Genomic DNA, 12,296 nt, shown 5'->3' on the forward strand with positions numbered 1-12,296 from the left:
AAACTTGAGCGCCCCAAAGGGGCGAGCTTCGCGAGTCATCCTCACGTACAGAAGTACGCTCTGGCTGCTGCGCTGACGGTGAACAACCTCGCGGCGCTGATAACGCCTGACTGTTTAACGCTTAAGGCGCACTCCTGTGGGAGTGCGCCAATTCTTTACCATCCAGAATGCCGCCGGAACCGACACGGCGAGCAGCTAAATAAATTCTTCAATCGCCTGGCGATTGCTCCAGGACTTGGTAAGGGCTGCGGCAGCGGCGGGATCGAGCCAGCGCGCGGCGAGATGCTCGCTGAGCGTCGGCTGCCGCTCGGCAGGCAGAGCCAGGCGGAACCAGTGTTCGCGATTGTGCGTCACGCCTGGCGCGTAGCGATGGCGATAGTGCGGAAAGATCTCGAACTCGATCTCTTTATGGCAATCTTCCAGCGCCAGCTTTTCACCCTCGACGTCGATGGCCAGCTCTTCCAGCACTTCGCGCCGCGCCGCCTGCAGCGGAGTTTCCCCCGCTTCCAGACTGCCGGTGACCGACTGCCAGAAGCCGCTGTCATCGCGTCGCTGCAGCATTAACACCCGGCCGGTATCCTGCGCAAAAATCACTACCAGAACCGATACCGGATGTTTATAGCCCATTACTTATTCTCTGACTTTTCTTTTTTCGGCGCGATCTGAATGCCCAGATCCGCCAGCGCTGCCGGATTAGCTTCGCTTGGCGCTTCGGTCATCAGACAGGCCGCCGCAGTGGTTTTCGGGAAGGCGATCACGTCGCGGATATTCTCGGTGCCGGTCAGCAGCATGGTCAGACGATCCAGACCGAAAGCCAGGCCCGCGTGCGGCGGCGTGCCATATTTCAGCGCGTCGAGCAGGAAGCCGAATTTCTCGCGCTGCTCGTGCTCTTCAATACCCAGAATGGTGAACACCGCCTGCTGCATTTTGCCGCTGTGGATACGTACGGAACCGCCGCCCACTTCGTAGCCGTTGATGACCATATCGTAGGCGTTCGCGACCGCGCTCAGCGGATCGGCCGCCAGCTCTTCCGCCGTCATCTCTTTCGGCGACGTAAACGGATGGTGCATTGCCGCCAGACCGCCTTCGTCATCCTCTTCGAACATCGGGAAGTCGATCACCCACAGCGGCGCCCAGGCGCTTTCGTTGGTAATCTGCAGATCGCGACCCACTTTCAGGCGCAGCGCGCCCAGCGCGTCCGCCACCACTTTGGCACGATCGGCACCGAAGAAGATCAGGTCGCCGTCAGCGGCGCTGGTGCGGCTCAGAATCGCCTCTACGATCTCCTCGTTAAGGAACTTGGCTACCGGGCTCTGTACGCCGTTGAGGCCGTCAGCGCGCGCGTTAACCTTCATCCACGCCAGCCCTTTCGCGCCGTAGATCTCTACAAATTTGCCGTATTCGTCAATCTGCTTGCGGCTCAGCTGCGCGCCGCCAGGCACGCGCAGCGCGGCGACGCGGCCTTTGGCGTCGTTGGCCGGGCCGGCGAACACCTGGAATTCAACATCTTTCAGCAGATCGGCGACGTCCACCAGCTCCATCGGGTTACGCAGATCGGGCTTGTCGGAACCGTAACGACGCATCGCTTCAGCAAAGGTCATCTGCGGGAACTCGCCGAGATCGACCCCTTTTACTTCCTGCCACAGCTGGCGGATCATGCGTTCGTTGATCTCACGCACCTGCGGCGCGGTGAGAAACGACGTTTCGATATCGATCTGGGTAAATTCCGGCTGGCGGTCAGCGCGCAGGTCTTCATCGCGGAAACACTTCACGATTTGATAGTAGCGATCGAAGCCGGACATCATCAGCAGCTGTTTAAACAGCTGCGGCGACTGCGGCAGCGCATAGAATTTGCCTTTATGCACGCGGCTCGGCACCAGATAGTCGCGCGCGCCTTCCGGCGTCGCCTTGGTCAGCATCGGGGTTTCGATATCAAGGAAGCCTTCGCTGTCCATAAAGCGGCGCACAAAGCTGGAAATCTTCGCGCGGGTCTTCAGGCGCTGCGCCATTTCAGGACGGCGCAGATCGAGGTAGCGGTACTTCAGACGCGCTTCTTCGCTGTTGACCTGATTGGAGTCGAGCGGCAGCGGCTCGGCGCGGTTGATAATGGTCAGCGCCTCAGCGAACACTTCCACTTCGCCCGTGGCCATTTCGGCATTTTTGTTCTTCTCGTCGCGCGCGCGAACGGTGCCGGTGATCTGGATGCAGAATTCGTTGCGCAGCTCAGATGCCAGCTGAAAAGCCTCCTGACGATCGGGATCAAAGAAGACCTGCACGATGCCTTCGCGGTCGCGCATGTCGATAAAAATCAGGCTTCCCAGATCGCGACGGCGGTTGACCCAGCCGCAAAGAGTGACTTGCTGACCCACATGAGACAGATTGAGCTGTCCGCAATATTCTGTACGCATAACGTATCCTTTTAACTTTGCCGCTGCTGCCTGCAGCATCAGGCCGCGTAACCATTTGAGATGCTGCCGCAAAAAAGGCGGCCATTATAATGGAAAAAGGCAGGCAGGATAAGTAGAGCCGCGCCAAACCGCGCATTTCGTCGCCTGTTTTTCCTCCCCCGGCTAAACAGGCTACTCTAGAGAGCAACGTTCACAGGAAAGGAGAGGCCGTGACCCTTCGTATTGGCCTGCCGCAGTGGCAGCATTCGCACTGGAAACGCTGGGGCATTGAGAGTCTGGCTGATTATGCCCGTCTGTTCCACTGCGTGGAGGGCAACACCACGCTTTATGCGCTGCCCGCGCCCGACACCGTTCAGCGCTGGCGCGATATGACCCATGACGACTTCCGCTTCTGCTTTAAGTTTCCGCAGACTATCAGCCACCGCGCGCAGCTTCAGCACACCGACGACCTGCTGAGCGATTTTTTGCGTCTGCTCGATCCGCTGGCCGACCGCATCGGGCAGTACTGGCTGCAGCTGCCCGCCACCTTTTCGCCCGCGCAGCTTACCGATCTCTGGCGCTTTCTCGATGGTCTTCCGCGCCGCTTCAGCTATGGCGTCGAAGTGCGCCACGCCGCTTTTTTCGCCAAGGGCGAGGCGGAGCGCGCGCTTAATCAGGGCCTGCAGGCGCGCGGCGTCAACCGGGTGATTTTAGACAGCCGTCCGGTACACGCCTCAACGTCGCAAAGCCCCGCGGCCCTGCATGCACGCGAGCAAAAGCCGCGCGTGCCTCCTCATGCGGTGCGCACCGGCGAGCTGCCGATGGTGCGCTTTATCGGCAGCGACGACGTGGACGAGAGCGACCGATATTTTCAGGTCTGGCGCGAAAAGCTGGCACAATGGCAGGCAGAGGGCGATGCGCTGTTCTTTATCCACACGCCGGATATGGGCCAGGTGTTTCCGCTGGTGCAGCGTTTATGGCCGCAGCTGCAGGCTATCGACGCCGCTATCGGCAGCGGCCCCGCCTGGCCGCAGCAGGCGTCGCTGTTCTGATAAAAGAGGATAAACATGATTAGCGCGTTATATGTGGTACTGGGCGTATTGATGGTGATGAAATTCGCGCTGGACGTGGTGCGCTACCGTCGTCACTATCGGGTCGCTTTCGGCGACGGGGGCTTTCACGATCTGCGCGTGGCGATACGCATTCACGGCAACGCCGTAGAAACCATTCCGCTGGCGCTGCTGCTGCTGGTGATGATGGAGATGAACGGCGCCGATATCTGGATGGTGCATCTCACCGGCCTGATCTTTTTCGCCGGGCGGGTCATTCATGCGCAGGGGCTGCGCCGCAGCGCGCTTGCCGGACGCAAGTATGGCATGATGCTGACGCTGTTTGCGCTGTGCGGCATGGCGGTGTTTAATCTTATCTATCTGCCCTGGGATCTGGTGCTGACGCTGCATTAACCGGTTGCGGGGGTAAAGGGTGCAGCCCGCCGCACTTTCTGCCAGAATAGCGCCCTTTCCGTTGTCTTTCCGGATTTACTATGTCTGACCGCGATACGCTATTTTCCGCGCCCATCGATAAGCTGGGCGACTGGACCTTTGACGAGCGCGTGGCTGAAGTCTTCCCCGATATGATTCAGCGCTCCGTGCCCGGCTACTCCAATATTATCTCGATGATCGGCATGCTGGCCGAGCGTTTCGTCACGCCCGACAGCCAGGTCTACGATCTGGGCTGCTCGCTTGGCGCCGCGACGCTCTCGGTTCGCCGCAATATCAAAGTGCCCGGCTGCACCATTATCGCCGTGGATAACTCCCCTGCCATGGTCGAGCGTTGCCGTCGCCATATTGACGCCTTTCGCGCCGAGACGCCGGTTAACGTCATCGAAGCCGATATCCGTGATATCGCTATCGAAAACGCCTCGCTGGTGGTGCTTAACTTCACGCTGCAGTTTCTCGAACCCCCTGCGCGCCTGCAGCTGCTGGAGAAGATCTGGCAGGGGCTGAAGCCCGGCGGCGCGCTGGTGCTGTCGGAGAAGTTCAGCTTTGAGGACGCCGACGTAGGCGAGCTGCTGTTCAATATGCATCATGACTTTAAACGCGCCAACGGCTACAGCGAGCTGGAGATCAGCCAGAAGCGCAGCATGCTGGAGAACGTGATGCTGACCGACAGCGTGGAGACGCATAAAGCGCGCCTGAAACAGGCGGGCTTCTCTCACGCGGAACTCTGGTTCCAGTGCTTTAACTTCGGTTCGCTGGTGGCGTTGAAATGATTGAGTTTGGCCGTTTTTATCAGCAAATCGCCACGGGTCCTCTCGCCAGCTGGCTGGAAGTGCTGCCGGCGCAGATCGCCGCCTGGCAGAAAGAGAACCTGCATGGCCTGTTCCGCAACTGGGAGAAGTCGGTTGAGCATCTGCCGCTGCTGCAGCCGCAGCAGCTCGACCTGCTGCACAGCGTCAGCGCGCAGCACGACGATCTCAGCGACCGTCAGCGTCAGGGCATTGAGAAACTGCTGCGCAACCTGATGCCGTGGCGCAAAGGCCCCTATTCGCTCTACGGCACTGAGATCGATACAGAATGGCGTTCCGACTGGAAGTGGCAGCGCGTCGCGCCGCATATCTCGTCGCTGGCGGGTCGCACCGTACTGGACGTCGGCTGCGGCAGCGGCTATCACATGTGGCGCATGGTGGGCGCAGGCGCGCATCTTGTGGTCGGCATCGATCCGATGCAGCTCTTCCTCTGCCAGTTCGAAGCGGTGCGCAAGCTGCTGGGCGACGACCGACGCGCCCATCTGCTGCCGCTCGGCATTGAGCAGCTGCCGACGCTGCAGGCGTTCGATACCGTTTTCTCTATGGGCGTGCTCTATCATCGCCGTTCGCCGCTCGATCACCTGCTTCAGCTTAAAAATCAGCTGGTGAGCGGCGGCGAGCTGGTGCTGGAAACGCTGGTGATTGAAGGAGATGAGCGGGATGTGCTGGTGCCTGGCGAACGCTACGCGCAGATGCGCAACGTTTACTTTATTCCTTCGGCGCTGGCGCTGAAGAGCTGGCTGGAGAAGTGCGGTTTTATCGACGTGAAGATTGTCGACTATGCGATAACCTCCACCGACGAGCAGCGCCGCACCAGCTGGATGACCAGCGAATCGCTGGCGGACTTCCTTGACCCGCAAGACGCCAGCAAAACGGTGGAAGGCTATCCGGCGCCGCTGCGCGCGGTGCTGGTCGCCACTAAACCCTGAGCCTTAGCGGCGAGAGAGCGCCAGCTTCGCCGCGAAGCCGATAAACACCATGCCCGTCAGGCGGTCCATCACTTTGAGCACCGCCGGACGGCGCAGGTGCGCGGCGAAGTAGTGGCTGCCGCCGATCAGTACGGCATTCCACAGCAGGCCGATCGCAACATGCATCAGCGCCATCAGGCTGCACCAGAGGGCCACCGACGCGCCCGCCGGAATAAACTGCGGCATAAAGGTGACGTAAAACACGCCGATTTTTGGATTAAGCAGATTGCCGAACAGGCCGCGGTTAAAGCAGCTGAAATAGCTCTGCTGCGCCACTTCGGTTGCCGTTTCATCCTGCGCCTGCGTCCGGGGATTAAGCAGCAGTCTGACGCCGAGATAGAGCAAATAGGCCGCGCCGACCCACTTCAACAGGTTATAGGCCATTTCCGACGCCAGCAGCAGCGCGCCGAGGCCAAAGCCTACCGCTACGCCCCACACCAGACAGCCGAGATTTATGCCGAGGGCCGTTGCACTGGCGCGTCGCCAGCCCTGCGCGGCGGCGGTACGCAGCACCAGCGCCGTGTCAAAGCCCGGCGTCAGCGTCAAAATGGTAATGGCGAACAGAAACGAGAAAAGCAAGGTGGCGGTCATGATCATCTCCCTGAAATATTGCCGCTTACCCTAACAAATTTTTCTGGCGATAGCAGCGCGGAGAGGTGGATTTTGCGCGCTACTCCGCCTCGGCGGGACGATCCCAGTACTGATATTTGTAGGCGGCGCTGAGATGCCGCTCAATCGTGCCTTTTTCGAATATTTCGGTTTCGTGCAGATAGCTTAAGGTGCAGTTCCCCACCTCATCCCACAGCTGACACTCGTCAACCGTACGCAGCGAGCTGACCGGCGTAGTGGCGGTGCCGTGAAGCTGCCATTCGCGGAATTTTTTATCGTAGGTATAGCGATCTTTGCTGCGCGCCGTTTCCGCGCTGATGACCTGCCCCTGCGGATTCCAGCGCCAGCTGCTTTCGCCGTTGGTCAACGCGTCGGTGCCGCGCGAAACGCTTTTCGCCAGCCGCAGCTGCGCGTCATAGCGATAGGTGGTATCGGTAAAGCCGCTTTTGCCCATGCTGGTGAATTTATCGGACGCGGTGACGATATTGCCGTGTCGGCCGGTAAGCCAGCTAATCGTGCCCTGGCGGTTATCGACCACCTGCTCTTTCCCCTCTTTCAGCACCTTCACCAGATAAGCGTACTCCGCCACCCAGCCGCCCTGCACGCGCGCAATATGCTGTTCCATGCTCAGAGTGACGTTATGCTCTTTTTTATCGAAAGTGACGTCGGCGACCAGCAAAATACCGCAGGGATCGAACTGTCCCAGCACCCGTTTTTGCGAATCCACATCTTTGCCGAACTCGCCAGCGATAACCTGCCGCACCGCGCCTTTGGCGCTGCCGCCCAGCATAATCCAGCTGTTGCTGCTGGCCACGGCCTTGCTGTGCGGGCCGCAGGCGGCGGCCCACAGCGTGTGGGAGAAGAGAAGCGAACCCAGCGTAAGCGCCGCAATAAGAGAGCGTTTCATGGTGTAACTCCCAGAGATCTCAATAACCTGAGTGTAACCTTATTGGCGGCAACTGGCGCACAACGGAAACTATTTAATCGCGGATAAAAAGAACCCCAGCAAGATGGCTGGGGTTTGGTACTTGCAAACATCACGTCATAAGGCGTGCTGCGCGGCAAAATCTGTGGTGATTCAGGCTACCCTGACGGTATTGAGCTGCATCACGCTTTTCATGGCTTCCACCACATCGCTATCCACGCAGTAGCGGCTGAACTCATCCATTTCGGCTTCGGAACACATGGAGACACCGGCTTTTCGGTAACGCATCGGTGAGGTTACGAGGCGGCTGGCAGAGCTGTGAACCTCGCTAAGTCCGCTGTCCAGGAACTTTTGCAGGTTGCTGAGGCGTACGCCAGCACCAGCCATAATGATTGGACCCTCGCTCTGTTCATTAAGTTCCCTTAATAATGCAATTCCGTTTTCCGCGCTCTGCTGCTGGCCGGAAGTCAGAATGCGCGCCACCCCCAGCGCCGTTAGCTCCTCCAGCGCGCGGTTCGGACTGTGGCAGAGATCAAACGCACGATGAAACGTTACCTGCACCCCGTCGCACAGCGCCATAATCTGCCGCATGCGCGAGCGATCGATATGCGCCTCTTCGTCCAGCATGCCAATAACCAGGCCTGGAAACCCCATTTCGCGAATTCTCGCCACGTCGGATTTCATGATCTCAAATTCACGGGCGGTATAGCAGAAGTCGCCGCCGCGCGGTCGGACGATAGGATGAACCGGAATCGATATTTCACGTCGTGCCGCCTCCAGTGAACCGGCTGAAGGCGTCAGGCCGCCTTCGCGCGGTCCGGCGCACAGCTCAACGCGGTCAGCGCCAGCCTGCTGCGCCGTCATGGCGCAATCCACGCCGTAGCAGCAAATTTCCAGTGTGGTCATCAGTTCCTCCTTTCATGACGTCTGGCTCGACACAGGGCGATAAGATAGTCTGATTACAAAATTAGTTTACGTGGAAAACAGCATATGGCATTTAATTTTGACCAACGGATAGACCGTCGTCACAGCGATAGTCTGAAATGGAACAAATATAGTGACCGGGATGTGCTTCCACTGTGGGTGGCGGACACCGATTTCCGCTCGCCGGAGTGCATTATCGAAGCCATAAAAAACCGCGCCGATCATGGCGTTTTTGGTTATGGCGGACGGCCGACGGGATTAATGGAGGCGGCGATCGCGCGCTTTGAACAGCGCTACCAGTGGAAAGTAGAGCCGGAGTGGATTGTGGTACTGCCCGGCGTGGTGAGCGGGCTGAATCTGACGGTGCGCGCCCTGACCCAGCCTGACGAGCGATCCATCGCCCCTTCGCCCATTTATCCGCCGTTTCGCGGCGCGGCGAAGCTGGCGGAGCGCGAACAGATCCATCTGCCGCTGACGTTGCAGGCGGGTCGCTGGGTTGTCGACCTCAGCCAGGCGCCACCCCTGCTGAACGGCAAAGAGAAGCTGTTACTGTTGTGCAACCCGCAAAATCCCGGCGGTACGGTCTATCGCCGCGACGAGCTGGAAGCGCAGCTGGCCTTTGCCCGTCAGCACGATTTGATCGTCTGTTCTGATGAGATCCACTGCGATCTGCTGCTGGAGCCTGGCGTGCAGCATATCCCCTTCGCCAGCCTGAGCGAAGACGCCGCACAGCGCAGCATTACGCTCATCTCCCCCTCCAAGAGCTTCAATATCGCCGGACTTGGCGCTTCGCTGGCGATTATCCCTAATGCTGAACTACGGGCGCGTTTTAAACAGGCGCGTTACGGCATCGTGCCTGAGGTCGATATTCTGGCGCTGGTCGCCGCCGAAGCGGCCTGGCGCGGCGGTGATGACTGGCTGGACGCGCAGCTCGCCTATCTGCGTATTAGCCGCGACCGGCTGCATGCTGCCGTCAATGCGCTACCGGGGCTGACGATGGCCCGACCGGAAGCGACCTACTTAGGCTGGATAGACTGTAACGGGCTGGATGTTGCCAGCCCGGCGCTCTATTTTGAGAAATGGGGCCTGGGCTTTTCGCCCGGACGCGATTTCGGCGACGACCGCTTTGTGCGCTTTAATTTTGGCTGCACGCACGCCACGCTGGAAGAAGCGCTGGTGCGGCTGCGCGCCGCCATCGCCGCGCGCGCTTAACCCGCCTCGCTGGCGACAATCTCCTCCAGTCGCCACGGATGAAATTTTATCGTGGTTTGCCCGTCGGTCACCGCCAGGGTCGGATTAGGTAGCCGATCGCTTTCGCCCTTTGGCGAACTGGTCTTGAACGAGATGCCCGGCTGCGTGAGCGCATCGTCGCTGAGCAGCGCCATCGCGCGCACGCCCAGCGTCTGGTGATCGCCGCGCAGCACGATTTCCACATGCTCAAAACCTTCGTGGCGATAACGCTTCTCCCCTGGCCAGGGCAGTTCGATAACGTCCAGCTGCCAGCCGTTGAGCAGCAGTGGCTGATGCAGTTTAAACAGGCAGACAGGCCGCCCGTTGATCATCGCTTCGGAAAACTGCGTCCCTATCTTCAACAGCCCTTCTTTCCAGCGTTCGGCAGTGCTGTTTTGATGACAGCGCACCGCGATATGATCGGCCTCGAGCGCCGCTAAGTTTAATCCGAGACGGTCTGCGAATTGTTGCAGTGAAGCGCTGAAGCGCGTCAGATCCTCTTCTAAGTCCTGTAATTCAGAGGGAAATGTTGGGTTGGAAATCATAAAACGTCTCTGTTAGTTTAAGTTTTTTAATAAATACAAAGCCCCGCCAGCACTGCTTTGGCCGCGATAAGATGTTAAGAATCATCCGATTTGACCATAATTTTGCGGCAAAACCACGTAATATGCCCTTTTAATTCAGATTTATCCCGACTTCAGGGCCAGTAGTTTCTGGATGAAAAGCAGTTAACTAATTGAAAAAAATGACGTTCTTTTATACAATAAGATAACTCTTATTTGCCAGCCAAACAATTGCAGCTTCACCGCCTTTCTTATAGATTTGACCTAACACAACTACAAGGAATGGCTCTATGTTCATGCTCATTGTTGTCGCAGTCCTGATCGCACTGATGGGATTTGCAATTTCCCGCCACTGGAAGGTGCGTGAAGACAAAAGCGTCAAAAATCCTCGTCGTCATCTGCGCCGTCGCTAATCTCTGTTTCGGGAAACCGGCCTGACGCCGTTTCCCCGCACGCTCTCTTGCGCGGCGGCTGCTGACGCAACGAGACATTTCACGTATACTTCCCCTCTTCTTTTTTCCATTCTGCGCGGCCTGCGGGCGCGTCGGCAGGGTGAGGACAACGGCTCGCTGCGCGGCAGACGGGCCTTTTAGCAGATGAAGGTAATGCGGTGAATATTCAGGCTCTTCTTTCCGAAAAAGTCAGTCAGGCGATGATTTTAGCCGGTGCGCCGGTTGACTGCGACCCCCAGGTTCGTCAGTCCGCCAGGGTTCAGTTTGGGGATTATCAGGCGAACGGCATTATGGCCGTCGCAAAAAAGCTGGGTCAGGCGCCGCGACAGCTGGCTGAAAGCGTGATTACGCATCTTGACCTGAAAGGCATCGCCAGCAAAGTGGAGATCGCCGGGCCGGGCTTTATCAATATTTTTCTCGACCGCGACTGGCTGGCTGCACAGGCGAAGCTGGCGCTAACGCAGCCGCGCCTGGGCGTTGCCGCCGTTGAACCGCAAACTATCGTTGTTGACTATTCTGCGCCGAACGTGGCGAAAGAGATGCACGTCGGCCATGTCCGCTCCACCATTATCGGCGACGCCGCGGTGCGCACGCTGTCGTTTCTTGGTCACAACGTCATCCGCGCTAACCACGTCGGCGACTGGGGCACCCAGTTCGGCATGCTGATCGCCTACCTTGAGAAGCAGCAGAACGAGCATCATGAAGATATCGCGCTGGCTGACCTCGAAGCCTTCTACCGTGAAGCGAAGCGCACCTACGACGAAGACGAAGCTTTCGCCGAGCGCGCGCGCGCCTATGTGGTTAAGCTGCAGGGCGGCGACGAATATTGCCGCGCCATGTGGAAGAAGCTGGTTGATATCACCATGGGCCAGAACCAGCTGATCTATGACCGTCTGAACGTGACGTTGACGCGCAAGGACGTAATGGGCGAAAGCCTCTATAATGATATGCTGCCGGGCATCGTCGAGGATCTGCGCGCCAAAGGGCTGGCGGTGACCAGCGAAGGCGCGACCGTCGTGTTCCTGGACGAGTTCAAGAATAAAGAAGGCGAGCCGATGGGGGTCATCATTCAGAAGAAAGATGGCGGCTACCTCTACACCACAACCGATATCGCCTGCGCCAAATATCGCTATGAGACGCTGCATGCCGACCGCGTGCTTTACTACATCGATTCACGTCAGCACCAGCATCTGCAGCAGGCGTGGACCATCGTTCGCAAGGCGGGCTATGTGCAGGAATCCGTTCCGCTGGAGCATCACGCTTTCGGCATGATGCTGGGCAAAGATGGCCGTCCGTTCAAAACCCGCAGCGGCGGCACCATTAAACTGGCCGATCTGCTGGAAGAGGCGCACGATCGCGCGCTGACGCTGGTGCGCGAGAAGAACCCGGAAATGGATGAAGCGGAGCTGCAGCAGTTGGCAGAAGTGGTTGGCATCGGCGCCGTGAAGTATGCCGATCTGTCGAAAAGCCGCACCACCGATTACATCTTCGACTGGGACAACATGCTGGCGTTTGAGGGCAATACCGCGCCTTATATGCAGTACGCCTATACTCGCGTGCTCTCGGTATTCCGTAAAGCGGGCGTCGAGGTTGACAGCATTGACGCGCCGCTGGCTATTACCGAAGATCGCGAAGCGCAGCTGGCGACGCGTCTGCTGCAGTTTGAAGAAACCATCATTCAGGTGGCGCGCGACGGTACGCCGCATGTTATGTGCGCCTATCTCTACGATCTGGCTGGTCTCTTCTCTGGCTTCTATGAGCACTGCCCTATCCTCAGCGCGGAAGATGAGGCCACGCGCCAGAGCCGCCTGCAGCTGGCAGCGCTGACGGCGAAGACGCTGAAGCAGGGCCTGGATACCTTAGGTATTAAGACCGTAGAACGGATGTAAAACAAAAACCCCGCGCAAGCGGGGTTTTTGTTTTTGGCTTG

At 58.6% G+C, this 12,296-nt stretch carries 13 protein-coding genes; 7 read left to right on the forward strand and 6 right to left on the reverse strand.

From position 1 onward, the window contains the following. Positions 1-195: 195 nt before the first annotated feature. Both nudB and aspS read right to left on the reverse strand, forming a co-directional pair. Entirely contained in the window at positions 196-627 is a 432-nt protein-coding gene (nudB, locus tag MHZ89_RS06575) for a dihydroneopterin triphosphate diphosphatase (RefSeq protein WP_311782331.1), read from the reverse strand. Next, complete coding sequence (gene aspS / locus MHZ89_RS06580; RefSeq protein WP_311782332.1) at positions 627-2,408, reverse strand: aspartate--tRNA ligase; 1,782 nt, start codon at positions 2,406-2,408, stop codon at positions 627-629. Before aspS ends, nudB begins: the two co-directional genes overlap by 1 nt. 209 nt (positions 2,409-2,617) lie before the next feature. Between aspS and MHZ89_RS06585 the strand changes: the two genes are divergently transcribed. The 4 genes from MHZ89_RS06585 to cmoB all read left to right on the forward strand — a co-directional run bounded on the left by MHZ89_RS06585 (position 2,618) and on the right by cmoB (position 5,624). After that, positions 2,618-3,439, forward strand: coding sequence for a DUF72 domain-containing protein (locus tag MHZ89_RS06585; protein WP_311782333.1), 822 nt, complete (start codon positions 2,618-2,620; stop codon positions 3,437-3,439). A gap of 15 nt (positions 3,440-3,454) precedes the next feature. Then, positions 3,455-3,850: an MAPEG family protein gene (locus tag MHZ89_RS06590; protein WP_271153031.1), complete on the forward strand. Its 396-nt coding sequence runs from the start codon at positions 3,455-3,457 to the stop codon at positions 3,848-3,850. Between the two features lie 80 nt (positions 3,851-3,930). After that, positions 3,931-4,659, forward strand: coding sequence for a carboxy-S-adenosyl-L-methionine synthase CmoA (gene cmoA, locus MHZ89_RS06595; RefSeq protein ID WP_311782334.1), 729 nt, complete (start codon positions 3,931-3,933; stop codon positions 4,657-4,659). Then, a complete protein-coding gene (gene cmoB / locus MHZ89_RS06600) occupies positions 4,656-5,624 on the forward strand; it encodes a tRNA 5-methoxyuridine(34)/uridine 5-oxyacetic acid(34) synthase CmoB (protein WP_311782335.1) in 969 nt (322 codons plus the stop codon). The genes cmoA and cmoB overlap by 4 nt, the downstream gene beginning before the upstream one ends. 3 nt (positions 5,625-5,627) lie before the next feature. On the opposite strand, the gene MHZ89_RS06605 is transcribed toward cmoB, so the two are convergent. From MHZ89_RS06605 to cutC, 3 genes are all read right to left on the reverse strand, one after another. Continuing rightward, entirely contained in the window at positions 5,628-6,254 is a 627-nt protein-coding gene (locus MHZ89_RS06605; RefSeq protein ID WP_311782336.1) for a LysE family translocator, read from the reverse strand. Positions 6,255-6,333: 79 nt separating this feature from the next. Beyond that, positions 6,334-7,179: a hypothetical protein gene (locus MHZ89_RS06610; RefSeq protein WP_311782337.1), complete on the reverse strand. Its 846-nt coding sequence runs from the start codon at positions 7,177-7,179 to the stop codon at positions 6,334-6,336. A 171-nt stretch (positions 7,180-7,350) separates the two neighbouring features. Next, the gene (cutC, locus tag MHZ89_RS06615; RefSeq protein ID WP_311782338.1) at positions 7,351-8,103 is read right to left on the reverse strand and encodes a copper homeostasis protein CutC; all 753 of its coding nucleotides are present in this window, start codon (positions 8,101-8,103) and stop codon (positions 7,351-7,353) included. A gap of 84 nt (positions 8,104-8,187) precedes the next feature. Here cutC and MHZ89_RS06620 point away from each other — a divergent pair, with 84 nt between their 5' ends. Further along, positions 8,188-9,333 carry a PatB family C-S lyase gene (locus tag MHZ89_RS06620; protein ID WP_311782339.1) on the forward strand — a complete coding sequence of 382 codons (1,146 nt, stop codon included), beginning with the start codon at positions 8,188-8,190 and terminating at the stop codon, positions 9,331-9,333. Here the strand turns inward: MHZ89_RS06620 and MHZ89_RS06625 are convergent. Beyond that, the gene (locus MHZ89_RS06625; protein ID WP_311782340.1) at positions 9,330-9,896 is read right to left on the reverse strand and encodes a VOC family protein; all 567 of its coding nucleotides are present in this window, start codon (positions 9,894-9,896) and stop codon (positions 9,330-9,332) included. The two genes, MHZ89_RS06620 and MHZ89_RS06625, sit on opposite strands and share 4 nt — an antisense overlap. Before the next feature lie 308 nt (positions 9,897-10,204). Between MHZ89_RS06625 and MHZ89_RS06630 the strand changes: the two genes are divergently transcribed. After that, positions 10,205-10,327: a hypothetical protein gene (locus MHZ89_RS06630; RefSeq protein WP_255729570.1), complete on the forward strand. Its 123-nt coding sequence runs from the start codon at positions 10,205-10,207 to the stop codon at positions 10,325-10,327. A 197-nt stretch (positions 10,328-10,524) separates the two neighbouring features. Further along, positions 10,525-12,255: an arginine--tRNA ligase gene (gene argS, locus MHZ89_RS06635; protein WP_311782341.1), complete on the forward strand. Its 1,731-nt coding sequence runs from the start codon at positions 10,525-10,527 to the stop codon at positions 12,253-12,255. The last annotated feature ends 41 nt before the right edge of the window (positions 12,256-12,296 follow it).

Origin of the sequence: Pantoea sp. ACRSB (assembly GCF_022346905.1) — a bacterium.
GTDB classification, from domain to species: Bacteria; Pseudomonadota; Gammaproteobacteria; order Enterobacterales; family Enterobacteriaceae; genus Pantoea; species Pantoea piersonii.

Excerpts from the sequence above, each read along its gene's own strand:
- MHZ89_RS06605 (WP_311782336.1), bottom strand. The coding sequence starts at position 6,254 with ATGACCGCCACCTTGCTTTTCTCGTTTCTGTTCGCCATTACCATTTTG.
- cmoA (WP_311782334.1), top strand. The coding sequence starts at position 3,931 with ATGTCTGACCGCGATACGCTATTTTCCGCGCCCATCGATAAGCTGGGC.
- nudB (WP_311782331.1), bottom strand. The coding sequence starts at position 627 with ATGGGCTATAAACATCCGGTATCGGTTCTGGTAGTGATTTTTGCGCAG.
- MHZ89_RS06630 (WP_255729570.1), top strand. The coding sequence starts at position 10,205 with ATGTTCATGCTCATTGTTGTCGCAGTCCTGATCGCACTGATGGGATTT.
- MHZ89_RS06620 (WP_311782339.1), top strand. The coding sequence starts at position 8,188 with ATGGCATTTAATTTTGACCAACGGATAGACCGTCGTCACAGCGATAGT.
- MHZ89_RS06590 (WP_271153031.1), top strand. The coding sequence starts at position 3,455 with ATGATTAGCGCGTTATATGTGGTACTGGGCGTATTGATGGTGATGAAA.
- cmoB (WP_311782335.1), top strand. The coding sequence starts at position 4,656 with ATGATTGAGTTTGGCCGTTTTTATCAGCAAATCGCCACGGGTCCTCTC.
- MHZ89_RS06625 (WP_311782340.1), bottom strand. The coding sequence starts at position 9,896 with ATGATTTCCAACCCAACATTTCCCTCTGAATTACAGGACTTAGAAGAG.
- aspS (WP_311782332.1), bottom strand. The coding sequence starts at position 2,408 with ATGCGTACAGAATATTGCGGACAGCTCAATCTGTCTCATGTGGGTCAG.
- cutC (WP_311782338.1), bottom strand. The coding sequence starts at position 8,103 with ATGACCACACTGGAAATTTGCTGCTACGGCGTGGATTGCGCCATGACG.
- MHZ89_RS06610 (WP_311782337.1), bottom strand. The coding sequence starts at position 7,179 with ATGAAACGCTCTCTTATTGCGGCGCTTACGCTGGGTTCGCTTCTCTTC.